23 protein-coding genes and 1 tRNA gene are annotated in these 24,568 nt (G+C 41.1%); 6 read left to right on the forward strand and 18 right to left on the reverse strand.

Features of this window, described 5'->3' with window-relative positions; genetic code table 11:
• The first annotated feature begins 11 nt into the window (after positions 1-11).
• The 5 genes from BLS32_RS00745 to rpe all read left to right on the forward strand — a co-directional run bounded on the left by BLS32_RS00745 (position 12) and on the right by rpe (position 5,664).
• On the forward strand, positions 12-1,328 hold the full coding sequence (locus tag BLS32_RS00745; protein ID WP_091391408.1) for an Lcl C-terminal domain-containing protein: 1,317 nt from the start codon (positions 12-14) through the stop codon (positions 1,326-1,328).
• An 18-nt stretch (positions 1,329-1,346) separates the two neighbouring features.
• Positions 1,347-1,898 carry an RNA polymerase sigma factor gene (locus tag BLS32_RS00750; RefSeq protein ID WP_091391409.1) on the forward strand — a complete coding sequence of 184 codons (552 nt, stop codon included), beginning with the start codon at positions 1,347-1,349 and terminating at the stop codon, positions 1,896-1,898.
• Entirely contained in the window at positions 1,888-3,414 is a 1,527-nt protein-coding gene (locus tag BLS32_RS00755) for a hypothetical protein (protein WP_091391410.1), read from the forward strand. Before BLS32_RS00750 ends, BLS32_RS00755 begins: the two co-directional genes overlap by 11 nt.
• A gap of 145 nt (positions 3,415-3,559) precedes the next feature.
• Entirely contained in the window at positions 3,560-4,423 is an 864-nt protein-coding gene (locus BLS32_RS00760; RefSeq protein ID WP_007137700.1) for a sigma-70 family RNA polymerase sigma factor, read from the forward strand.
• A 572-nt stretch (positions 4,424-4,995) separates the two neighbouring features.
• The gene (gene rpe, locus BLS32_RS00770) at positions 4,996-5,664 is read left to right on the forward strand and encodes a ribulose-phosphate 3-epimerase (protein WP_091391412.1); all 669 of its coding nucleotides are present in this window, start codon (positions 4,996-4,998) and stop codon (positions 5,662-5,664) included.
• Here the strand turns inward: rpe and BLS32_RS00775 are convergent.
• The 7 genes from BLS32_RS00775 to BLS32_RS00800 form a co-directional block, all read right to left on the reverse strand.
• On the reverse strand, positions 5,653-6,564 hold the full coding sequence (locus tag BLS32_RS00775; protein ID WP_091391413.1) for a DUF72 domain-containing protein: 912 nt from the start codon (positions 6,562-6,564) through the stop codon (positions 5,653-5,655). The two genes, rpe and BLS32_RS00775, sit on opposite strands and share 12 nt — an antisense overlap.
• Before the next feature lie 66 nt (positions 6,565-6,630).
• The gene (locus tag BLS32_RS18665; protein WP_245699317.1) at positions 6,631-7,149 is read right to left on the reverse strand and encodes a helix-turn-helix domain-containing protein; all 519 of its coding nucleotides are present in this window, start codon (positions 7,147-7,149) and stop codon (positions 6,631-6,633) included.
• Positions 7,062-7,433 carry a hypothetical protein gene (locus tag BLS32_RS18820; RefSeq protein WP_371859988.1) on the reverse strand — a complete coding sequence of 124 codons (372 nt, stop codon included), beginning with the start codon at positions 7,431-7,433 and terminating at the stop codon, positions 7,062-7,064. The genes BLS32_RS18665 and BLS32_RS18820 overlap by 88 nt, the downstream gene beginning before the upstream one ends.
• Before the next feature lie 24 nt (positions 7,434-7,457).
• A complete protein-coding gene (locus tag BLS32_RS00785) occupies positions 7,458-8,165 on the reverse strand; it encodes an NAD-dependent epimerase/dehydratase family protein (RefSeq protein WP_139171666.1) in 708 nt (235 codons plus the stop codon).
• Positions 8,113-8,475 (reverse strand): alcohol dehydrogenase catalytic domain-containing protein, encoded by a 363-nt coding sequence (locus tag BLS32_RS00790; protein ID WP_091391415.1) that lies wholly within the window; start codon positions 8,473-8,475, stop codon positions 8,113-8,115. The genes BLS32_RS00785 and BLS32_RS00790 overlap by 53 nt, the downstream gene beginning before the upstream one ends.
• 6 nt (positions 8,476-8,481) lie before the next feature.
• Positions 8,482-9,462: an NAD(P)H-binding protein gene (locus BLS32_RS18610; protein ID WP_091391416.1), complete on the reverse strand. Its 981-nt coding sequence runs from the start codon at positions 9,460-9,462 to the stop codon at positions 8,482-8,484.
• 1 nt (position 9,463) lies between these two features.
• On the reverse strand, positions 9,464-10,447 hold the full coding sequence (locus tag BLS32_RS00800; protein ID WP_091392315.1) for an aldo/keto reductase: 984 nt from the start codon (positions 10,445-10,447) through the stop codon (positions 9,464-9,466).
• A 185-nt stretch (positions 10,448-10,632) separates the two neighbouring features.
• Between BLS32_RS00800 and BLS32_RS00805 the strand changes: the two genes are divergently transcribed.
• Complete coding sequence (locus BLS32_RS00805) at positions 10,633-11,529, forward strand: helix-turn-helix domain-containing protein (protein WP_091391417.1); 897 nt, start codon at positions 10,633-10,635, stop codon at positions 11,527-11,529.
• Between the two features lie 40 nt (positions 11,530-11,569).
• Here BLS32_RS00805 and BLS32_RS00810 read toward each other — a convergent pair.
• The 11 genes from BLS32_RS00810 to mraY all read right to left on the reverse strand — a co-directional run bounded on the left by BLS32_RS00810 (position 11,570) and on the right by mraY (position 24,567).
• Positions 11,570-11,641, reverse strand: a tRNA-Arg gene (locus BLS32_RS00810).
• A gap of 64 nt (positions 11,642-11,705) precedes the next feature.
• Positions 11,706-12,155: a GatB/YqeY domain-containing protein gene (locus BLS32_RS00815; RefSeq protein WP_091391418.1), complete on the reverse strand. Its 450-nt coding sequence runs from the start codon at positions 12,153-12,155 to the stop codon at positions 11,706-11,708.
• Positions 12,156-12,524: 369 nt separating this feature from the next.
• A complete protein-coding gene (locus BLS32_RS00820; RefSeq protein ID WP_091391419.1) occupies positions 12,525-13,601 on the reverse strand; it encodes a hypothetical protein in 1,077 nt (358 codons plus the stop codon).
• Between the two features lie 178 nt (positions 13,602-13,779).
• On the reverse strand, positions 13,780-15,753 hold the full coding sequence (gene ftsZ, locus BLS32_RS00825) for a cell division protein FtsZ (protein ID WP_091391420.1): 1,974 nt from the start codon (positions 15,751-15,753) through the stop codon (positions 13,780-13,782).
• 40 nt (positions 15,754-15,793) lie between these two features.
• Positions 15,794-17,227, reverse strand: coding sequence for a cell division protein FtsA (gene ftsA / locus BLS32_RS00830; protein ID WP_091391421.1), 1,434 nt, complete (start codon positions 17,225-17,227; stop codon positions 15,794-15,796).
• 6 nt (positions 17,228-17,233) lie between these two features.
• Entirely contained in the window at positions 17,234-17,956 is a 723-nt protein-coding gene (locus BLS32_RS00835) for a cell division protein FtsQ/DivIB (protein WP_091391422.1), read from the reverse strand.
• Positions 17,957-18,052: 96 nt separating this feature from the next.
• On the reverse strand, positions 18,053-19,393 hold the full coding sequence (murC, locus tag BLS32_RS00840) for a UDP-N-acetylmuramate--L-alanine ligase (protein WP_091391423.1): 1,341 nt from the start codon (positions 19,391-19,393) through the stop codon (positions 18,053-18,055).
• A gap of 21 nt (positions 19,394-19,414) precedes the next feature.
• Positions 19,415-20,506: an undecaprenyldiphospho-muramoylpentapeptide beta-N-acetylglucosaminyltransferase gene (murG, locus tag BLS32_RS00845; RefSeq protein ID WP_091391424.1), complete on the reverse strand. Its 1,092-nt coding sequence runs from the start codon at positions 20,504-20,506 to the stop codon at positions 19,415-19,417.
• A 39-nt stretch (positions 20,507-20,545) separates the two neighbouring features.
• The gene (locus BLS32_RS00850; RefSeq protein WP_091391425.1) at positions 20,546-21,862 is read right to left on the reverse strand and encodes an FtsW/RodA/SpoVE family cell cycle protein; all 1,317 of its coding nucleotides are present in this window, start codon (positions 21,860-21,862) and stop codon (positions 20,546-20,548) included.
• A gap of 144 nt (positions 21,863-22,006) precedes the next feature.
• Positions 22,007-23,341, reverse strand: a complete 1,335-nt coding sequence (murD, locus tag BLS32_RS00855) for a UDP-N-acetylmuramoyl-L-alanine--D-glutamate ligase (RefSeq protein ID WP_091391426.1) — start codon at positions 23,339-23,341, stop codon at positions 22,007-22,009.
• Entirely contained in the window at positions 23,341-24,567 is a 1,227-nt protein-coding gene (mraY, locus tag BLS32_RS00860; protein WP_091391427.1) for a phospho-N-acetylmuramoyl-pentapeptide-transferase, read from the reverse strand. Before mraY ends, murD begins: the two co-directional genes overlap by 1 nt.
• Between the last annotated feature and the right edge of the window lies 1 nt (position 24,568).

Raw genomic sequence — 24,568 nt, forward strand, 5'->3', positions numbered from 1 at the left:
AAAAAATTAAAATGGCAACCTTAAATTCCTTCCGTTTTTTGATGTTTGCAATGCTTATTTTCACGGCCACCGGATGCAATTCTGATTTTGATGATAAATTATCACCGAATAACCAGGAAGTACAAACCGGGGAAATCATCGACAAGCAGGATGCACTATTCCATCTGATCAACCAGGTGACAACCGAAAGCGACAATGCTTTAGAAGAAATTGTCTGCATTGATTTTGTATATCCTGTTTCACTGCAGATTTATGATTCGCAGTTGCGTGTCGTAGGATTGAAAATCGTAAACAGCGATCTTGATTTCAGCACTTTTCTTGGCCAGCTTCCAGAAGAAAATTCGCTTAGCATCAGTTATCCGATCGTAACGCAATTGGCTGACAACACCACTTTTTCTGTCAACAACAACGCCGAATTAAAACTGGCTATTGAAAGTTGTTCACGCGAAGATATCGTCACTTATTATACAGGACTATTTGGCGGTCATGGCGATAGCCTGCAAAAATGTGTCTGGAAAATTCCATACGATACAAACGCCGACAACAAATATACTGGTGGTGTTTTTGAAACCAATGGTGACGGCACGTTGAAGTTTACTTTTAAAAACGAAACATATAACGGCACCTGGAATTTTCTTTTTGTAAATGATGAATTCCACATCAATATCAATCTCGAAGGCATTTCCGAAGTCGCAACAGATTGGAATATCGATCGCGCAGTGATTTACACCGGCAGCGAAATCATAATTCAGCATGGTACAAAAAATTATATCATGCGGCAATTTTGTGAAACAGCACTGACTTATCATATTGGAGATGTTGGCCCGGCAGACGGAATCGTTTTTTATGACAAAGGTTTTTACAGCCTCGGATGGCGTTACATGGAAGTTTCTGCAACAGATACCGGATTTTTTGAATGGGGTTGCCAAAATTCCGATATCTTAGGATCCGAAAGTACCGATATTGGAAACGGGCTTTACAACAGTGCGGCAATCGTAAATTTTCATGACAACCTTACCAATTATTATTTTAATCCTTCGGTTTGCAATGTTTTAAACAACGGAACCGTTGCAGCACAAAAAGCAGTTCTCGAAGATGCAGCACATTATGACGATTGGTTCTTGCCGACTTTAGGCGAACTTCAATTGGTATACACGAATGTTCATTTGGCCGGACTTGGGAATTTTGCCGATACGTTATATTGGACGGCTACCCAAACCGATGCAACACAGGCAAAAACGATTAATTTTACAACTGGAGAAACGGTTTCTACATCAAAAATTCCGGTATCTAATATTGTAAATACACGGGCTGTCCGCTATTTCTAATCTGTTAAACAATCTCTTTTGGATCTAAATCAGCTTATAAAAGGATGCATCAGGCAAAACCGAAAGGCGCAGGAAGAATTATACCAGTTGTATAAAAAACCGCTCTTTTCGCTTTGCCTGAAGTATTGCGCGAATGAGGCTGAAGCCGAAGATAATTTGCATAATGCTTTTATTGAAATCTTTACAAATATCCACAAATTCAGCAATATTGGATCATTTGAAGGCTGGATGAAGCGCATTACGATCAACAAAGCGGTCAGCAGTTACAAAAAGTCGTTTCAGTTGCTTCCGATTAAAGACGATCATTTTGACGATACGACAGTTTCAGAAACCGAAATGCACCTGCCACTTGAAATCATCTTAAACATGATCCAGCAATTGCCAAATCAATACCGATTGGTTTTCTGCCTGTACGAGCTTGATGATTATTCGCATCAGGAAATTGCCGCGATGCTGTCGATTTCCGAAAACACCTCAAAATCCAATCTTCACAGGGCAAAAGCATTGCTGAAAGAAAAAATAAGATCTAAAAATTCATTCCCAAATTACAATTCAGGACATGGAAAATAAAAAAGACATCGGGCAGGCTTTTAAAGACCGGCTAAACGAACTTGAAACGGCACCAAAAGATGCGATCTGGCAGTCAATTGATCGCGATTTGGATAAAAAAAGAAAACGAAGAATTGCATTTTTTTTGATGTCAGGCGCTACAGCGTTTTTCATTTTAGTGTGCTCCATTTGGCTCTTGAAAGGGAATCAAAAGCCAGAAGTATCACCTGCATTTCAAAATGAAAGCCACCTCATTTCGACTGAAAATACCGTTCAGAATCCTGAAACTGATACCGTTTTTAAAAACAAAATCCTTCGAAAGTCTCAAAGTACTACATCTAAAAAACTTGTAAACTCGACTGAAGAAGTCGATGAATATGAAATTGTAACGCGTTATAAAATCTACGTAAAAAAGACTAAAAACATAATACTTTCTAAAAAAATTGTTTGGCCAAATTCTAAAAAAACCGAAAAAGAAAACAATAAAAAAGCTTTACCGGCATTTTCGAAAGCATCCAAAAGCAAAATTCAGAAAAACAAAAAAACCGGTTCTTCAAAGCTTTTTTTAAAATCAGGAAAATTCAAATCCCATTCAGGGAAAAACATTAAAAATGGCAAACATCAAAAATTGGCAAACAGTAAAAAAAATCGTGTGCAATCGGCAAAATCGAAAGAAAAAATCGCGCCAAATAACACTCAGAATGACAAAGAATTAACCTCAGAAATTCCAAAGCAAATTGAAGAAACAGTTTCAGAAATACTTCAGCAAACTGCCCTTGATTCTGCGTGTGTCGAAACTACAGATACCGTTTCAAAAAAGAAAAAGCGAATTTTAAAAGAACGCCCGGAGGCAAAACCACAACAAGAAGAAAACAACGACCAAGTTTTCATATCGGTTTATGTCGGGCCTGAATATTACAACACCTTGTCTAAATCGTCACCACTTCTTAAAAACGGAATTAATTTCGACAAAAAAGGCAGCATCAATTTAAATTATGGCATGTATGTGAGAGGCATGTATAATGAAAAATTAGGCCTTCGGTTCGGGATTGTAAAAACAGACACCAAGTTTACGACTACCATTCAAAACGACACTGGTTCAGCATGGGCTTTATCAAACACTTCAATCCAGGATTTTAACATTAACGAAGACACTTTCAAAAATTACTTTTCAGAATCTGAAAAAATTGACCTCATACAAAAAGTAAATTATCTCGAGTTTCCGCTTGAAGCCTACTATGTCATTCAGGATGAAAATAAAATCGGAATGGACGGTTTTGCTGGCTTCAGCACCTATTTCCTAACACAGAACAAAGTATTTGCTGCATCGTCAAGCCAAAGTTCGATTGAAATCGGGGAAGCTAAGAACATGAAAAAAGTGGGCTTCAGCCTAAATGTAGGCCTTATACTCCATTACAAACTCAACGACAGCCTCAGGCTCGAAGCCATGCCTTTCTTAAAATATCAGGTTAAATCTGCCGATGGTTTTAGTCCGCTGATGGTTTCACTACAAGCAGGATTGAGTTATAAATTGTAATATCAAATTGGGTTAGTTGAGCAAATCCGGTTCGTTTTTTGAGCCGGATTTGCTGTTTAAAAAAATTTTTTACTATTTTGTAACTTTTCGCCAACACTTTACGTAAAAGCCTTGTACACTTTAAAAAAAAGGAGACAAAAACAATATGAGACAACTTAAAATTACCAAGCAGGTAACCAACAGGGAAACTGCTTCATTAGACAAATATCTGCAAGAAATTGGAAAAGTTGACCTTATTACCGCTGACGAAGAGGTAGAATTAGCACAAAAAATCAAAGCCGGAGACCAGAAAGCACTCGAAAAATTGACAAAAGCCAATTTACGTTTCGTGGTTTCAGTAGCAAAACAATACCAAAACCAAGGATTAACACTTCCCGATTTAATTAATGAAGGAAATTTAGGTTTGATCAAAGCTGCACAACGTTTTGATGAAACACGTGGTTTCAAATTCATTTCATATGCTGTTTGGTGGATCCGACAGTCGATTTTACAGGCTTTGGCAGAACAATCGCGTATCGTTCGTCTTCCTTTGAATAAAATTGGTTCGATCAACAAGATCAACAAAATGTATGCTTTATTAGAGCAATCCAACGAGCGTCCGCCTTCTGCAGAAGAAATTGCAAAGGAATTGGACATGACTGTGAACGATGTAAAAGAGTCCATGAAAAACTCTGGACGTCACCTGTCAATGGACGCGCCTTTAGTTGAAGGAGAAGATTCCAACCTTTACGATGTATTGCGTTCGGGAGAATCTCCAAATCCTGACCGTGAACTGATCCACGAATCTTTGCGTACAGAGATCGAACGTTCTTTAGAAACCTTAACGCCAAGAGAAGCAGATGTTGTTCGTTTGTATTTCGGACTCGGCGATCAGCATCCGATGACACTTGAAGAAATCGGCGAAACATTCGACCTGACAAGAGAACGCGTACGCCAGATCAAGGAAAAAGCAATCCGAAGATTGAAACACACTTCAAGAAGTAAAATCCTTAAAACTTACTTAGGATAAGAATATAAATCGGTTAAAATTTTTAAAATTCATTTTAAATCTCTTAATTTACCGCAACAACAGTCTGATTAACTGTTCGTTTTTTGATTGATGATTGAAACTCCGGCTGATTACCGGAGTTTTGTTTTTTTATACCTGAAGCCCGATGGGCTTCCTCCTTTTAATTTCAAATCCTTCGGGTCAGGCTATCCGCTGCAATCTTTTTCGTTCCTCAAAAGGATTTCCGCTGCTATCCTTAACGCGAAAAATACCTTACAGCCATTGGTAAAACCGAATATTAAAAAGACATTCTCCTCTTAATATCAAATTTCTTTTAATTTTACTTCGTTAGTTCGACTCGTTCGTGTCAAATCTAACGCGAACAACCTCAAATCAAAAAACAATTTAAAAAATTACCATTAAGAAATTAAGGTTCATTAAGCCTTAACTTTTCTTAATTCCTTAATGGTGAAAAAATCTCAATATAGCCCATGTTGAACATTCAAAAAATAATGGAATGCTTATATTTGTACATCAACCCGATTTAATGTTGAATATTGATTAACGAACACTGAACTTCGAAGAATAAAACAATGAAAAACACCCTAATCGCCCCATCCATACTCGCCGCCGATTTCGCCAACCTGCAGCGCGACATCGAAATGATCAACAACAGCGAAGCCGACTGGTTTCACATCGACATCATGGACGGCGTATTCGTTCCCAACATTTCGTTCGGGATGCCGGTGCTTGAAGCGATCACCAAACACACCAAAAAACCCATCGATGTCCATTTAATGATCATCGACCCTGACCGTTACATCAAAACTTTCGCAGATTTGGGTGCCAATCATTTAACCGTGCATTACGAAGCCTGTACGCACCTGCATAGAACGCTTCAGGCAATTAAAGCCGAAGGCATGCTTGCCGGAGTGGCAATTAATCCCCATACAAACGTGATGTTGTTGGAAGATGTTATCAAAAACATTGACATTGTCTGCATGATGAGCGTCAATCCCGGATTCGGCGGACAATCGTTCATCGAACACACGTATGCCAAAATCAAACAGCTCAAGGAAATCATCACCAGAAACGGCGCGTCAACACTAATCGAAATCGACGGCGGCGTCACCTCTAAAAATGCCGCACAACTTGTAGAAGCCGGAGCTGATGTGCTTGTAGCCGGGAATTTCGTCTTCAAATCTGAAAATCCAACCCAAACGATCATCGATTTAAAGAAAACCGCAAGTCTACAAGCCTAAGTTCAAATCGTCAAACATTGATTTTTGCGCAGGCTGCTTTGTGGGAATCGGAAGTGATAAATTTAAATATGCATTCAGGTTTTTAATGAAATGCTCGGCAAGCAAAGGCGATTCGAGTTCGGTGTTCTGATGTACAAAGAAATACAACTTTTGCAAACCTTCACTACGCCATTTTTCAATCCGTGCAACCCAATCGTCCAGCCTTTGAATATCTGAAGGATGATTGGCGCCAACATACCTCACAAATGCCACCGGGCTGGTCAACCGCATGTGCAGCATATCGCGGCGTCCGGCAGTGTCCACAATGATATTTGCCATTTGGTGTTTTTCTAGCAAATCGCAATAGTCCTGCGATACTTTTTCATTGCTGAACCATTCGGCATTGCGCACTTCTACGCCAAGCGGAATGCCTTTCGGGAATTCCTCCAGGACAATTTTTAAGCGTTCATAATCTTTCGGCGCAAAATTATCGTGCAACTGCAAAAAAGCCATTCCGAGTTTATCTTCAAAATTGCTGATCGCGTTGCAGAAATTCTCAACCGGTTCTGTAACATTGATGAGCCTTTTAAAATGGCTGATCGTATTGGTAAGTTTCGGAAAAAACTTAAAATCTTGCGGCGTTTTATCGCGCCAGGTTAAAATTTGCTGCCAGCCAGGCATGCCGTAAAAAGTGGCGTTGAGTTCGATCGAATTGAATTGCGTCGAATAATAGGCCAATTCGTCTTTCGTTCCTCTCGGATAAAAACCTTTGAGTTCCGTCCGGTTCCATTTGGCACAACCTACCGAAGCTTCAAGCGGTGCAGCGTTTTTATATATTTGAAGAATTTTTTTGGTTTGCGGAGCGTCGGGCGGAAGCGTAAAATCTATAGCGCCCGGATCTGTTACTTTTCCGAATTGCATGTTGCTTTTTTATACAAGGTAGGAAAGTTTGATTGATTTTAATCTGCAATTCCAGATTTTATGAGGTCAGACAGTAGTAGTATTTTTACCCAAATCGGTCGGATTAAATCCGAACTTTTTCCGAAAGGCAAATGAGAAATGCGAAAGGTCTTCAAAACCCAGATCAAGGTAAATGTCGGTTGCTTTCTGATGTTTTTTACTAATTCTAAAATGTGCTTCTTCAAGGCGTTTTTTTACAAGCCAGCGGTTTGGCGTATCGTTGAATATCCCGACAAAATCGCGTTTGAACGCAGACAGGCTTCTTCCGGTTAAAAAAGCAAAACGTTTCAGGCTGACATTAAATTTAAAATTCCGATTCATGAATGACTGCAAATCTATTTTTTCGGGTTTCCCAAAATCAAATAAAACAGCAGCCAGCGGCGGATTGGCGTCTAATAAAATTTTAAGCAATTCAACTCTTTTCACATCAGAAACTGCTTCATCAATTTTGCCTTCGCCTAAGTAAAACGGCACCAATGACTGGATAAATTCCCGTATTTTTTTATCTTTCGGAAGCAAGACAAAAGCTTCCTGCGGTTTTGGCATCTGCAACAATCCAATATATTTTTCTTGAAAAGCTTCAGAAATTTCTCATCAAATATTAGTACCACTTTTACAAAAGAGCCGTGGTTTGACAATTGCTTGTGGTATCGCGCTAGGTGGTTTTTCCGAATCAGGCAACATTCGCCAGAATTCAAGATGTAATGTTGATGTCCGTCATAGCCTTCAATTGTTCCCTTTTCTAAATACAGGAAAAAATGCTCCGGAATAAATTGTTCAGGCGATATTTGCGGCCCAATGTAGCAGGATTTGATTGCTGTTATTCGCATCTTGAAAGTTTTTGCAACTCAAATTTAAGTATTTAACGGATAGAATTTTAAAATGCTTTCGGCGGCAGAAAGAATGGCTTGTTCATTGCTTCGCGGTTTCCATCCAAGTAATGTCCGTGCTTTTTTATTGCTCGCATTTTTATTCTTTCCCAGTTGTGAAACCGCCTGTTTTGCCTGTGGATTAAAAAGCGCCGCAATGCGTACAATCCAATCGGGAAGTACTTTTGTGGATACTTTTTTTGCTTTACTTCCCATTTTTTCTTTGAGTAAAAGTGCGATTTCTGGCAACGTATAAGTTCCGCCAGCCAAAGCAAGAAAACGTTGTCCGGCAGCTTTTGGATTGGTCATGGCAAGAATATGCAAATCGGCGACATCGCGTACATCTACAATTCCCATTGGGATTTTCGGCACCGATTTCATCGAGCCATCGAGTAATTTATGCAGCAATTCATGTCCGCTGGACAAATCCGTGCCAAGCAAAGGCCCGAAAATTCCGGCAGGATTGATAACTGAAAGCTCCAGATTTCCGCCATTGGTTTTAATAAATTCCCAGGCTGCCATTTCGGCCAATACTTTGGATTTTAAGTAAGCATTCAGGTTCTTTTCATTCGGATCTGTCCAGCTTTCTTCTGTGATCAATTCGTTTGGATTTTTATGACTGTAGCCAACAGCGCCAAAATTAGAAGTCATGACGACGCGCGAAACACCTGCTGCTTTTGCTGCTTTTGCCATCGTTGCAATATTCGCAATGCCCGCAACTGTCAACAATACAGCCTACGCCAACAAGATCGCCAACTTTGAACTTGCTTGCATGGTTTCCGATAGCTATTACTTTTCCTAAAATTTCGTATCCTGGAACAATTGGGAACATCGTTCCTCCAAAATCATTTTTAATCTGGTGCAAATCAGAATGGCAGATGCCGCAATACAGGATTTCCATTTCTACATCGTGCGGCTGAACTGCCCTTCGGTTGATGTTCATTTCCTGTAATGGCTGCATTGCCGATGTTGTTCCGTAAGCTTTTACTTGTTTGGTTTCCATGGTGCGTTATTTGTTTAAATTGTTGTAATCTTCATCGGTTACAGGTTGCAGCCATTCGGTTTTGTCTTTATCCAACTCGGGTACAATTGCAATATGCCGCATCAAATTGGTATGTGACGCGCCGTGCCAGTGCAATACATTCTTTGGGATTTTTATCACATCACCTCTCTGGATCAACTGGATTTGTTTGTCTTTTTCCTGATAATAACCTGTTCCTTCTACAATAAACAAAATTTGTCCAGTTGTATGGCTGTGCCAATTGGTTCGCGCTTTGGGTTCAAAAGTTACCGTTGCGATGATCGTATTGTAATTGTCTTCTTTTCCAATGTTGAGATTCACGCTGACATTTCCTGTAAAATTTTCTTTGGGTGCAGGCGATCCTTTTTCTAAATAATTGTCCATTTTTATTGTCTTTTGGTTTGGTTTGCTGATGCCGAGATTTTCATTTTTATGCAATTCCGGATTGTTTATTATTGTTCCGATGAAAGCCGCGATGCTTTTTCGTGAAATTGCCGATCCTGTTTCAGGTTTGCCTTTTGGTGTGAGCGCATAATCGATTTCATTGACATTTGTAAACCAATCCGGCCGTAAAATGGTATAATTGAGACCCGATTTTTCAATGATATCTGCTAGTTTTCTGTACGGAATTAATACAGATTTTAACTGCGTTTCATAAATTCCGATTGAAGCAATTGCAATGATTCTGCTAACCGCCGATTCTTTCATAGCTTTTACGATATTTTCCGACATCGCTTCTAAATTTCCGGCGAGGTTTACATAAACAATGTCCTGCCCTTCGATTGCGGCTTTAAGTTTCGTGTAGTCTAAAACATCTGCTTCAACAATATTACAGCCGTTTGTATGGGCTGAAATCCTGTTTTTGTTTCTTGCCAATAAAGTGAGCTGTACGCCAGATTGTGCTTTTAAATCTTCAATGACATATTTTGCAAGGCTTCCGCTTGCGCCGATAATCAATACTTTTTTCATCTTATTTTCCTACCCGTTTTTGAAGATGTTCCGGATATCTCGCCCCTTGGACTGTAATTTTCGATGCTGCATCTTCAATTTGCTGTAAATCGTTCGGTGTCAATTCAATTGATGCTGCGCCGATATTTTCCTGCAAGCGGTGTAATTTTGTAGTTCCCGGAATCGGGACGATCCACGGTTTTTGTGCCAGCAGCCAGCCCAAAGCAATTTGTGCCGGAGTGGCTTCCTTTTCTGCCGCGATATTTTTCAGCAAATCGACCAATGCTTGATTGGCTTTCCTGTTTTCTTCTGAAAAACGCGGAACGATATTCCGGAAATCGGTGCTGTCAAATTGTGTGTTTTCGTTGATTGCGCCGGTTAAAAAACCTTTTCCAAGCGGACTGAAAGGTACAAATCCGATTCCGAGTTCTTCCAATGTTGGCAGGATTTCATTTTCAGGTTCGCGCCACCACAAGGAATATTCGCTCTGCAATGCTGCAACCGGCTGGATGGCGTGTGCTTTTCGGATGGTTTGCACACTGGCTTCCGACAATCCGAAATGTTTTACTTTGCCTTCCTGAATCAGGTCTTTTACCGTTCCGGCAACATCTTCGATCGGCACGTTTGGATCAACGCGGTGTTGGTAAAACAAATCGATATGATCTGTTTTCAATCTTTTTAATGACGCTTCGGCAACTGCCCTGATATTTTCGGGGCGGCTGTCCATTCCCAGATCAGGTTTGCCTTCTTTAAATCCGAATTTGGTCGCAATGACAACTTCATTACGAAATGGCGCCAATGCTTCGCCCAGCAATTCTTCATTGGCGAACGGCCCGTAAGCTTCGGCTGAATCAAAAAAAGTAACGCCTGCATCGAAAGCTGCGTGTAATAATTTGATCGCCTCTGCTTTATCCGTTGCCGGTCCATATCCGAAACTCAATCCCATACAACCCAAACCCAAGGTTGATACTTCCAATCCGCTGTTGCCTAATAGTTTCTTTTTCATGATCTGAATGTTTAAATTTTTGTATCTGGTTTTCTCCAAATATATTTCTAATGCAAATTTCCGTTCAAAAACCGAGGCCCATGTTATACGGATTACTGCTTCTCTTACCAATATTACTGATTGGCATTTTCAGATGGTTGTTAGTGTGTTGGAATGCCTAAATTTGCATTATAAAACAACAGGTTATGGAAGATATCGTGAGAATTGACAGCGTGGCGCAATACAATAAAATGCGCGGTGTGGAAACTTTGCATCCGTTGATCACGGTTTTGGATTTGTCAAAATCCAAGCCGATGCCCGCGCAAACCTTCAATTTCGGATTGTATGCCGTATATCTGAAAGAGTTGAATTGCGGCGAATTGAAGTATGGCCGAAACCTTTATGATTACCAGGACGGCACATTAGTATTTGTTGCGCCGGGACAAATCATGGGCGTATTGCCGAACGTCAAAACATTCGAACCCAAAGGCTGGGCGATCTTATTTCATCCCGAACTGATCAAAGGAACGCCGCTTGGAAAGCACATTCAGGATTATTCTTTCTTTTCGTATGATGTGAACGAGGCTTTGCACCTTTCGGATAAAGAGCAGCAGATTGTTTTGGATTGCTTCGCGAAGATCCAGTATGAACTGCAGCAGTCGATTGACAAGCACAGCAAGACGCTAATCGCTTCGAATATCGAGTTGTTTTTAAATTACTGCATTCGTTTTTATGACCGGCAGTTTATTACGCGGGACAACAGCAATAAAGGGATTTTAGAGAAATTCGAGCAATTGCTGCATGATTATTTTGCTTCGGACAAACTTCAAAGCATTGGGTTGCCGTCTGTGGCTTATTGTGCGGATGAATTGCATTTGTCGCCGAATTATTTTGGGGATCTGATCAAAAAAGAAACCGGGAAATCGGCTCAGGAATGTATTCAGTCTAAAGTTATTGATGTTGCGAAAGAGCGGATTTTTGATGCTGACAAATCGATCAGCCAGGTCGCGTATGATTTGGGATTTAAATATCCGCAGCATTTTACACGGTTGTTTAAGTTGAAAGTGGGCATGTCGCCGAATGAATATCGGTCTTTGAATTGAAAATAAAAAAGCCTTCAGTAATTTGAAGGCTTTTTGTTAGTGACCGCGAGAGGACTCGAACCTCCATCACCAGAACCGGAATCTGGCATTCTATCCATTGAACTACGCAGCCAATTTATTTAAGATTTATAATTTACGATTTTTGAGCGTAAATCCTGAATCGCATACCGTAAATTTTATGCTAATAATTTCTTTACAATTGTGGAAATGGTTTTTCCTTCTGCCGTACCGCCGAGTTGTGCGCTGGCCAATCCCATCACTTTCCCCATCGAAGCGATTCCGGATGCGCCGGTTTCTGTGATGATTTTGGCAATAATGGCCTCTACTTCGGCATCACTGAGTTGCGCGGGAAGGAATTTTTCGATTACGGCAATCTGCGCCAATTCGGGTTCGGCAAGATCAGGTCGGTTTTGCTCGGTAAAGATGCGCGCGCTTTCTTTACGTGTTTTTACAAGTCGTTGCAGCAATTTGACCTCTTCATCTTCGGAAATTTCTTCTTTTGAACCCGAAGCAGTTTGTGCAAGCAGCAATTCTGATTTAATAGAACGCAGGGATTCGAGTGCTACGGTATCTTTGGCTCTCATGGCGGTTTTGAGTTCGTCCATGATTTGTGTTTGTAAACTCATCTTTTTCTAATTAATAATGAATAATGAATAATTAACAATTGCTCATTAATTACCGATAATGCCCCGCCCCGGATGGTATCGGAAAGCCTTTTTTGGCGAAAACGCCATTTTTTCTAAAGCTGCGAACGCGACCGGAGGAAGCGCTTTGCGGCTTTTTAGAAAAAAGCGTTTTTGCTGAAAAGCTTGAAGCGGACAGCCGGATTAAGGCGTCCAAATTGCTGCTGCGAATTTAATACAAAATTACTGCAATTCCAATAGCCCTGGAGATTACTGTATGCGAGCAGATTGCCGCGCTGCACTCGCAATGACATAAAAAAACCCGAAAATTCAAGAAGATTTCCGGGTTATTGGGATTTGATTTTTTGGATATTATTTGCGCTCCAGCCAGAAATAGTTGTTCCAGCCTTCGATGAGCGTCAATGGATCTGCATTTTTAGTCCGGTCTTGTTTGTCGCTGTAAACGATTTGGCCGCCTTTCATGGCAAACGGGTATATTCTTGGAGTGGCTTCACCGTCAACTTTGACTTTCATGGAATAGTTTCCATCGGCTAAATCGGCAATTTTTAGATAATCCTTGGCTCCGATTAATTTTATTGAAGTCGAAAAATCTTTCCATTCTCCTCTTTCAACTGTTGACGATTGCTTGTTGGCTACCGAAATAAGTTTGGCATCTTTGTACAATTCAGGATACCACATCACTTTTTTAGAAGTGTCACGAGCGTCATTTGGATTTGGCTTGATTTCGGTGTGCATCATGTAAAATCCGAAGATGAAATTGCCTGTCGTTTGCGGCGTTACATAAGCGAATTTTTCCCACGGGCCTTTTGAATACCATAAAACATTGCTGGTTGCGTATGGATCGTCGTTGGTTTTTTTGGCCACTTCGAATTCAAATTTGTGGATCATTTTTCCGCCAGCATAAAAATCGATACGGTATTTTCCTTCTTTGTCGAGTTGGATATCAGAGCTGTTACGCTTGTCTTCATAGCTTAGTTGCTTTCCTTCCATGAAGAAATTGGCATCGTCGTATTTGCCGTCTTTCACGAACTGATCGTTGAAGTAAATTTTGGTGTAGGCGACATTGTCGTTTCTGATCATATCGACCGTTTCGCCTGAAGGGGTTTTGTTTGGAACGAAAGTAGCCCTGTAGAAGTTCATTCTTAAATTTCCGTTGTCAGATACTTCTGTTCCGCTTAAAAGTGATAATAAGGTTACGGATGGCGTTTGTGGATACATGTTCCAGTTTAATGCTACCGGTTTTTCAGCTGAAATTGATGCGCCCGAACCTGAACCTGATCCGGACGAATTGCCTGATGCTGCATTGCTAGTTGTGTTTACTGCTGCGTTTTTAGCCGCTCTCTTGAGCATGCCGCCCAATTGTGCTTGTGATGCAGTGGTGATGGCCAAAGCTGCAGCCAATAAAATAATTTTGTTTGTTTGTTTCATTTTTTATTATGGATTTACTTGTTAAAAAATTCGGAACAATATAAGATTTTTATTAAAACCAGAGGTTTTTAAATTAAAAATTATTTGAAAAGTAATTGATTTTTCAACAAGATAATACCAAAAAAATAACCCGGAATTCAAGAAGATTTCCGGGTTATTGCAACAAATTTTGAGTTAGCTAATCTACGTTGTCATGCAGAAAGGAGTTGTTCGAACGCAACTGAATGTCGTCGTTACTGTCCATTCCCAATGAGGTACGCGATTTATTGTTATCGGCTGGTTTACCTGAAATGTCTATTCCGAGTCTTTTGTAAGCAGGCTCTTTTTCAAATTCGTCCATTCTTGATGGATTGTTGTGGAATTTGTAATTGAACTCTTTTAATTTTCTTCTTCTTTCGTCAGCGCGGAATTTCAATGTTTCCTCGATTGACATTTCCATTGGGGAAACTTCTTCAAAAGCTGGTGAGAAATTTGATTGCGGCTGTACTTTCATTGTGATTTTCAACTCTTCCGGAACGGTTTCAACTGGTGTTGCAGTCGCCGCCGGTTTAGAACTTAGCAAGTCGTTTTCAACTTCCATGTATTCTTCGAGTGAATATTTGATGATGCCGTTTTCGTTTAATTCGGTCATTGGAACAACTTGTACCGGCTGGTTTACCGTGATGTTTTTCGTTTCGTTTGACAATTCGAAAAGAATTTTGTTTTCATCAACAACTTGCGTTTCAGGTTTCGCAAGTGGCAAATCGAATGAAAAAGCGACTTGCTCTTCTTCTTTTGCTACGAATGTTGGAACTGCTGGCTTGATTTCTTTGACGTCGAAGAAAGTTGGCTCGTTCACCTCAAAATGTATTTCCCTTTCCGGAGATACAATTTCGAAAGTCACGTCTAAACTTTTAATGAACTCAGAGATCACGATCAATTCGTTTTCGTTGATTTGCGGCTGTGCAAAAAATGGCTCTGCAACGGCGACCGGTTCTTCAACGATGGCTTTTGGCGCCTCGTCTTCAATCAGTTCAAAAACAATTTTCTCTTCTTTATTTATAGAAGATTCAAGGTTTAAATTGAATACTTCAAGATTTTTTTTTGTCAGGTCGTGAACGAATTTCTGATCACCATCCAAAGAATGGATGATTTTTTTCGGTTCGTGTTTTACGATTTCGTTTTGTTGTTCTACATCAAATCCTGTAGCAATAATGGTAACAGCGATCGCATCTCCAAGGGTTTCATCTTCACCAACACCCATAATGATGTTTGCGTTGTGTCCAGCTTCCGATTGGATGTGGTCGTTGATTTCCCCGATTTCGTCAATCGTGATTTCATTTGTACCTGAAACGATAAGCAACAATACGTTTTTGGCACCTGTAATTTTGTTGTCATTCAATAATGGCGAATCGAGTGCAGATACGATCGCTTCTTTTGCACGGTTCTCACCGATGGCCGTTGAAGATCCCATGATCGCTGTTCCGCTGTTTGACAAAACGGTTTTCGCATCTTTTAAATCGATATTCTGCGTGTAGTGGTGTGTGATCACTTCGGCAATTCCGCGTGAAGCCGTAGCCAACACTTCGTCAGCTTTAGAGAAACCGGCTTTAAAACCCAGATTTCCGTAAACTTCACGCAATTTGTTGTTGTTAATCACGATCAATGAATCGACTTGTTTTCTCAAACGGTCAACCCCTTGCAACGCTTGTTCCTGACGCACTTTTCCTTCAAACTGGAACGGAATTGTTACGATTCCGACAGTTAAAATGTCGCGTTCTTTAGCAAGTTGTGCGATTACTGGAGCCGCACCAGTTCCGGTTCCGCCGCCCATTCCGGCAGTGATGAAAACCATTTTAGTATTGGTATCGAGCATTTTTTCAATCTCTGCAATGCTTTCGATCGCAGATTGTTGCCCAACTTCTGGGTTTGCGCCTGCGCCGAGTCCTTCAGTCAAATGCATTCCCAATTGAATTTTATTTGGCACGGAACTATTTTGCAGGGCTTGGGAATCGGTATTACAAACGATGAAATCCACTCCTTTTATTCCCTGCTTAAACATGTGGTTGATTGCGTTGCTTCCGCCGCCGCCGACACCGATTACTTTGATTACATTTGATTGGTTTTTTGGTAAATCAAATGAAATACTTCCAAAATCTGAGTTGCTTGTCATAATATTTGGTTTTTGTTGCTTATTTTGTTGTGGCGTTGGCCTACTCTGCGTTATCTAAAAAATCTTTAATCTTATCTACATACTTGTCGAAGAACGACCTTCTGATCTTGGCTTCGGTCGATTCTGGTTTCGGAATCGTATCCACAGAACGCACGTGAGATTGCGTTTGCGTTGCCGCGTGTGATGCCGTTTCCAATTCTACTACCGGAGCTGGTGTTTCTTCAACAATTTCTACTCTTTCAACAATTCTTTCGCGTTGGAAAGTCACTTTTTCAGGAACGACCGTTGTTTCGAATTTTACGGCGCTCTGTGTTTTATTTTGGATGCTGTTCATTACCAAACCGACCGCTGTTGCGTACAATGGGCTGGAGATTTCCTCATCAGAATTTCCGGCCAAATGCTCGTTCGGATATCCAATCCTCGTGTCCATTCCGGTAATGTATTCCACCAATTGCTTGATGTGTTTCAGGTTGGCGCCGCCGCCGGTCAAAACAATTCCTGCGATCAATTTCTTGCGCGGGTCTTCGTGTCCGTATGCTTTAATCTCTGAAAAAACCTGCTCGATGATTTCCACAACACGTGCGTGGATAATTTTTGAAAGGTTTTTGAGCGAGATTTCTTTTGGCTCTCTTCCGCGTAAGCCCGGAATTGAAACGATTTCGTTGTCTTTATTTTCTCCCGGCCATGCCGATCCGAATTTTACTTTTAATAATTCAGCCTGTTTTTCAATGATCGAACAGCCTTCTTTAATATCGTCTGTAATGACATTTCCACCGAAAGGAATTACAGCCGTATGGCGAATGATGCCATCTTTGAAAATCGCCAAATCGGTCGTTCCGCCACCAATATCGATCAGTGCAACTCCGGCTTCTTTTTCTTCCTGGCTCAACACCGCGTCAGCTGAAGCCAATGGCTCTAAGGTCAAGCCCGACAATTCGATGCCTGAACTTTGGATGCATCTTCCAACATTTCTGATCGATGATGCTTGTCCGACAACCACGTGGAAACTGCTTTCCAAACGTCCGCCGTACATTCCGATCGGTTCTTTAATATCCGATTGCCCGTCTATCTTGAATTCCTGCGGCAATACGTGGATGATTTCTTCGCCCGGAAGCATCGCCAGTTTGTGCACTTGGTTGATCAGCATGTCGATGTCTTTTCCGCCGATTACTTCTTCTGCGTTCCCACGGCTGATGTAATCGCTGTGCTGGATGCTGCGGATGTGCTGTCCGGCAATCCCGACAACCACATCTTTAATTTTGTAACCCGAATTGTTTTCGGCTTCAAGAATCGCTTGCTGGATCGAATGGATCGTTTGCGTAATGTTGTTCACGACGCCACGAGCCACACCAAGGCTTTTGGATTTTCCAACCCCTAAAATTTCCAGTTTTCCGTACTCATTTTTCTTGCCTATCATCGCGACAATTTTGGTTGTCCCAATGTCTAATCCTACTGCAATATTTTCTTTTTCCATAACCTTTTATTTAGTGCACACGACCTGTTGCGTAAACTTCAGATTGATATTTTTATACTTGTACAATGAACTGTCTGTAACGGCCTTTTGAAAAAACGCTTTGTAATTGCTGAATTTCCGTTCGATATTGATCGTTTTGCCGAATTCGATATCGTAATTAAAATCCCTGCTCAGCATTTTTAAGCTGCCACCCGGCAAAATCTGGATGCCAATGATGTCTTTTCTCAAAAACTCATCGTCGTAAACAAACCGCAAAAGCTTGTCCAGATCTGCTTTGTTTTTATTGTTAATTTCTCCCGAAACAAGCGGAACCCTTGCTGTAAATTCGTCCGAAAGCGGCATTTCATCTCCTTGATAGTCAATATAAAAAGAACCGTTTCCGTCGAAAATACGCGCGATGGGCGTTTTTTGTTTTATTACAGCTTTTAAGACACCATCAATACTCACAGAAACCTCAGATTTCTCAATCATCGGGTTATTGTTGATGGTTTTTTCCAACTTGTTCAAATCTACCCCAACTTTTTCAATGGTTTTTGCATCGGTTTTATTTTCTATTAACAATTTATTAACCGATTCTTGTCGGATAAAAGGGCTTGTGTCATCAGTAAAAACGACGACCGATTTTGTCAGTTTTCTGTGTTCATTTCTTTGCGAAGTGAACGAATACAGGAATACTACTAACGCGAACATTAGGATTAATCTGATATTTGTCCAGTTAAAAATTTTCATCTTCTTGTTAATATTTCGTTTTTAATTTTCACTTCGCAATTTGCAATTCTTGATAACTTTTTTTCGCCGATTTTAACCCGCTGAAAATGTGTCTTTTTACAAAAGCGATTCCTTAATCGACTTCACCATTTCGCCGATATCTCCGGCTCCGATCGTAACAATTATTTTTGCATCGCTGGCCTTTATTTTAGTTATTAAATCTTGTTTTGAAACCAGTTTTTTGTTTGGGTTTGTCATTTTATCCATCAGCCATTGCGACGTAATGCCTTCCATTGGAAGTTCGCGGGCCGGATAAATATCCATTAAGATCACTTCACTAAACTGCGACAAACTCTTCGCAAAATCATCGGCAAAATCCTTTGTTCTGCTGAACAAATGCGGCTGGAAAATCGCCAATACTTTTTGATTCGGATACAATTCTGAAACCGCCTGAAAAACCGCATTTATTTCCGTCGGATGATGCGCATAATCATCGATATAAACCAATTCATCGGTCTTTATCTGATACGAAAAACGGCGTTTGATTCCTTTAAATGACATTAAAGCTTTAGCGATGTCTTCAGTTGGGGAACCAAAAGTTTTGGCCATCGCTAAAGCCATTAATGCATTTGTTAAATTGTGGGTTCCGGGCAATCCGAAACGCAAATCTTTAATCGTTTCTGTTGGCGTTTGCACATCAAAAACGTATTGTGAATTTTCGATTCTGATGTTGAATGCTTTAAATTGTGCGTCTTCATTAACCGCGACTGTAATTCCGTTTAACGGCAATCCTTTTGCAATGAATAGTTTATTCGGATCTTCGACTTTTAAAGCAAATTCCTCGAATGATTTTTCGATGGCTGCTGAATCTCCGTAAATATCCAAATGATCGGCGTCCATTGACGTCACGCAGGCGATATCGGGGTGTAAATGCAGAAATGAACGGTCAAATTCGTCTGCTTCAACAACGGTTACGGTTTTGCCGCTTCCGATTAAATTTGAATTGTAATTTTCGACGATTCCGCCAATGAAAGCCGTAACATCAACACCACATTCGTACAAAATATGACCGAGAATGCTTGACGTTGTTGTTTTTCCGTGCGTTCCGGCAACAGCGAAACAAAATGTATCGCGCGTGATAATTCCAAGTACTTCCGCCCTTTTCTTGATGTGGTAATTGCGCTCGAGGAAATAATGCCACTCGCAATGCGTCGCAGGAACCGCAGGCGTGTAAATCACCAATGTATTTTCTACATAATAATCTTTCGGAATCAACGCGATGCTGTCTTCAAAATGAATGTTGATGCCGTCAGCGATGAGTTCATCCGTTAACATCGTTGGCGTTTTATCGTAGCCCGAAACGTTCTTGCCGATATTCTTGAAATACCTGGCGAGTGCGCTCATTCCGATGCCTCCGATGCCGATGAAATAGACGTTATGTATTTGGTTTAAATTCATATTGCTGAGAACCTGCGTTCCTTATTTTATCAATTTTATGATTTCTTCTACGATGTCTTTTGTCGCATTGACTTTTGCTAATTTTTTTATATTTTCCGATAAGCTTTTTTGCAGATTTTCATCTGATAAAAGGTTGTTGAAAATTTTGGTAAATTGGGTGTCCAATTCTACTTCGCGAATCAAAATTGCGCCGTTTTTTTCGGTGATCGATTGCGCGTTTTTCGTTTGATGGTCTTCGGCTACATTGGGCGACGGAATGAAAATGACCGGTTTCCCGACAATGCACAATTCCGAAACCGACGATGCTCCGGCGCGTGAAATCACAATATCTGCGGCAGCGTAAACCAGATCCATGCGATCAATAAACGATTTGACTTGTACATTTTCTTTGTTATCAAAATGTTCATATTCATCAAAATACAATTTGCCGCATTGCCAGATAACCTGAACGTTTTGCGCACTGAAATCAACGAGTTCTTTTGCGATTAATTGGTTAATTCTTCTTGCGCCTAGGCTTCCGCCGAGTACCAAAAGTGTTTTTTTGTCTGGATCGAGATTGAAATATTCGAGCGCTTCTTTGCGCTTGCTTTCAATATCGATTAGATCCTGGCGCACCGGATTTCCGGTCAGCACCATTTTATATTTTGGAAAAAAACGTTCTAAATTTTCGTAGGCGACGCAAATTTTGTCGGCTTTTCTGCTCAATACTTTGTTTGTAATTCCGGGATACGAATTTTGTTCCTGGATAACTGTCGGAATTCCGGCAATCGATGCGACCTGCAACAACGGACCGCTTGCAAATCCGCCAGTTCCGATGACAACGTCGGGTTTAAAATCACTGATGATCGTCCGGGCTTTCAATAAACTCGTAAGCAGTTTTACCGGGAAAAGTGTATTGTCGAACGTCAATCTTCGTTGCAAACCTGCGATCCACAACCCTATGATTTTGTATCCGGCTTGTGGCACTTTTTGCATTTCCATTTTGTCTTTTGCGCCTACAAATAGGAATTCGGCATCGGGGAAACGCAACTTCAATTCATTTGCAATAGCGATCGCCGGGTAGATGTGTCCACCGGTTCCGCCGCCGCTTAGTATGAATTTAAGTTTTTTCATTTTTTTTAATAAGTTGCAAGTAACTAATTAACTGAGTTTTTATGTTTTTCCGAGAACGGCGTTCATCGGGTTTGTCTTATCTTCTATTGAATAACTTTCGGGCGTTTCTCCGGCGAGTAGCGCGGCTTCGGCTTCTTCTTCGCGTTTGATTTGGGCATCGATCATTCGGCGTAATGTTTCTTCCCGTTGTTCTTTTTCTTCTTTTTCGGCAGCGACTTCTTCTTCTTTTTTGGTGACGCCAATGATGATTCCGAGTGCGATACAAGTCATCCAGATCGAACTTCCTCCGCTTGAAATCAGTGGCAGCGTTTGTCCGGTTACCGGAAGCAATTCGACAGCAACGGCCATGTTGATCAATGCCTGGAACACAATTGGAAACCCAACGCCCACGACGACAAGTTTCCCAAATAATGAATTTGCTTTGTGTGCAGCAACGATGAATCGGAAGAACAGCAGCATGTATAAAGCAAGTACCGTAATTCCGCCAATTAAGCCATATTCCTCCACAATGATCGCGTAGATAAAATCGGATGACGACTGTGGAAGGAAATTTTTCTGGACGCTTTTTCCTGGCCCGAGCCCCTGAATTCCGCCTGAAGCGATTGCGATTTTTGCTTTTTCGATCTGGTAATCGTCTTCGTCCGGCTTGTCAGTTGTAAAGTTTTCGAGTCGGCTTTCCCAAGTGTGAACGCGGTTGAAAAATTTCGCATCGGGAAACGCTTTGCTCATTAAGATGAAAAGCATCAATGCGGCCACGCCCATTCCGATGATGAAACCAATGTATTTCAATGGATATTTCCCGATGAATGTCAACATCACGACCATAGCAAACATGAGCGCTGCAGTCGAAAAGTTGGCTGGAAGAATAAACATCAACGTAATAAAAACCGGCGCCCACAATTCCCACAATGAATTTTGGAAAGTGACCGGCGTTTCTCTCTTTTTCGATAAATAACGTGCGACAAAGATCATCAAAACGATAAATGCCAAGGTGGAAGTCTGGAATGTAATTCCGATGAACGGCACCTGAATCCAGCGGCTGGCGTTGGCTCCGGCGATGACGGTTCCTTTTATTAGTGTGTATGCCAATAAAATCCAGACGACCGGAAGCGCTACTTTTGAGATCGCACGGAAATAATGATACGGCACTTTATGCACCCAGTAAATAATTGCAAAACCGATGCAGATGTGCGCTAAGTGCTTTAACAAATAACCGAGCGTGTTTCCTGTTCCGTGGCCCATATAGGCCAGGTTGCTGCTCGCGCTGAAAACAGGCATAAACGAAAACAGTGCTAATAAGGCCACGAATGTCCAGATTACCTTGTCTCCTTTTAGATTGTTTAACAGCTGTTTCATTTTACTTTATTGCTTGTTGTATGATAAATCCCTAGCCCTGATAGAAGCGCAAATCCTTTTTTTTTAATTTAAGATTCCTCTCGCTTCCTCGAGGTATCTTAAAAAAGATTGCAGCGGATAGCAGGTTCCCGGCTCCTGAAAAAATTATAAATTCTGTACTGCCTGCTTAAATTGTCTTCCCCTGTCTTCATAATTTTCGAACAAATCAAAACTCGCGCAGGCCGGTGACAGCAAAACTGTATCGCCTTTTTCTGCCAAACGCTGTGACATTTTTACCGCATCATTCATATTGTCGACTTCGATCATCACATCTACGACGTTCCCGAAAGCATCGATGATTTTTTTGTTGTCGACTCCAAGGCACACAATCGCCTTGACTTTTTCGCGTACCAAAGCCATGAGTTCGCTGTAATCATTTCCTTTATCGACACCGCCAACGATCCAGACCGTTGGCGTATTCATACTGTCGAGGGCAAAAAATGTCGCATTAACATTCGTTGCTTTCGAGTCATTGATGTACTGCACGTTCTGGATTTTGAGGACTTTCTCCAAACGGTGCTCGACACCCTGGAAATTCGACAGGCTTTCGCGGATCGTGGCTTTCCTGATCTGCATCAATTTGGCTACCGATGTGGCGGCCATGGCATTTTTCAGGTTGTGTTTGCCTTCGAGCGCGATGCTTTCGGTTTCCATGATGAATTCTTCTTCGTTGATGTTAATTTCCATTTTGTTTTGTTTTATGAATGCTCCGTTTTCAAATGTTTTTGTCAATGAAAATGGAATGGTTCGGGCTTTTATTTTGTTGTTTTTCATCCAGGCTGCAATCGCTTCGTCGTCTGCATCATAAATGAAATAATCTTCCTTGGTCTGGTTCATCGTGATCCTGAACTTGGAGTTGATGTATTTTTCGTATTTGTATTCGTATCGGTCTAAATGATCAGGGCTGATGTTCAATAAAATCGCAATGTGCGGCTTGTAATTGATGATGCCATCGAGTTGAAAACTGCTTAATTCCAAAACATACACATCATATTTGTCTTCGGCAACCTGCCAGGCGAAGCTTTTTCCGATGTTTCCGCCGAGACCGACGTTCAATCCTGCCGATTTTAGCAAATGATACGTGAGCATCGTTGTCGTCGTTTTGCCGTTGCTTCCGGTGATTCCGATGGTAGTCGCATCTGTAAATGGCGCGGCAAATTCAATTTCGGAAATGACCGGGATTTTGGCTTCGACCAATTTTTTGACGATGGGTGATTTCTCTGGAATTCCCGGGCTTTTCATCACGACATCGGCGTTGAGAATTTTCTTTTCCGTATGGGTTTCCTCTTCCCATTTGATTCCGTTAATGGTAAGAACTTCTTTATAATTGTCTTTGATCTTCCCGAAATCGGATACAAAAACATCATATCCTTTTTTCTTTCCGAGAATCGCTGTGCCGACGCCGCTTTCGCCTCCGCCAAGAATGACAAGCCGCTGCATTATCTTAACTTTAGGGTTACGATCGATAAAATGGCGAGCAAAATCCCAACGATCCAGAAACGGGTGACGATCTTACTTTCGTGATAGCCTTTTTTCTGAAAATGGTGGTGCAACGGCGACATCAGAAAAATTCGTCGGCCTTCGCCGTAGCGCTTTTTGGTGAATTTGAAATAACTCACTTGCAATACAACAGACATGTTTTCGACCAAAAAGATGCCGCATAACAATGGGATCAGCATTTCTTTGCGGACAGCAATTGCTAAAACCGCGATGATTCCGCCAATCGTTAAACTTCCGGTATCGCCCATGAAAACAGCAGCCGGATAGGAATTATACCATAAAAATCCGATCAGTGCGCCGACAAAAGCCGCGATAAAAACCGTCATTTCACCCGAATTCGGGATGTACATGATATTGAGGTAACTCGAGAAAATGATATTTCCGGAAACGAATGTAAAAATCCCAAGCGCGATGACTGAAATGGCAGATGTTCCCGCAGCGAGTCCGTCGATTCCGTCGGTGAGATTCGCTCCGTTTGAAACTGCCGTAATGATGAAAATCACGATCGGAATGAAAATTACCCAAGCCCAGTTTTCATAATCGTCTCCGATCCATTTGAGTACAGAAGCATAATCAAATTCATTATTTTTCAGGAATGGAATCGTTGTTGCTGTCGATTTTTCGTCCAATGGGGTTTGTGAAAAAACATTTTCCGTTTGTCTTAACGAAATCAATTTTGGCATGTCTTTTCTGATCGTGACACCCGGATGCAAATACAAAACCGATCCTACGATCAGTCCCAATCCGACTTGCCCGATTACTTTAAAAATCCCTTTTAATCCTTGTTTGTCTTTTTTGAAAATCTTAATGTAATCGTCGATAAACCCGATCGTCCCCATCCATAAAGTCGTTACGATCAGCAAAATGATGTAAATGTTGTTGAGTTTTGTCAATAAAAAAACCGGGATCAATGTGGCGAAAATAATGATCAGTCCGCCCATGGTTGGCGTTCCCGCTTTTTCATTCTGCCCGGCCAATCCGAGTTCGCGAACTGTTTCGCCAACCTGCTGCCTTCTTAAAAAATTGATGATCTTTTTTCCGAAAACCGTAGACAAAATCAGCGACAGCATAATCGCCAAACCTGAGCGGAACGTAATGTACTGAAACACGCCTGTACCCGGAATGTTGAGTGTTTTGTCTAAATATTCGAATAAATAATACAGCATA

It is taken from the genome of Flavobacterium noncentrifugens (assembly GCF_900100375.1).
Taxonomy (GTDB): domain Bacteria; phylum Bacteroidota; class Bacteroidia; order Flavobacteriales; family Flavobacteriaceae; genus Flavobacterium; species Flavobacterium noncentrifugens.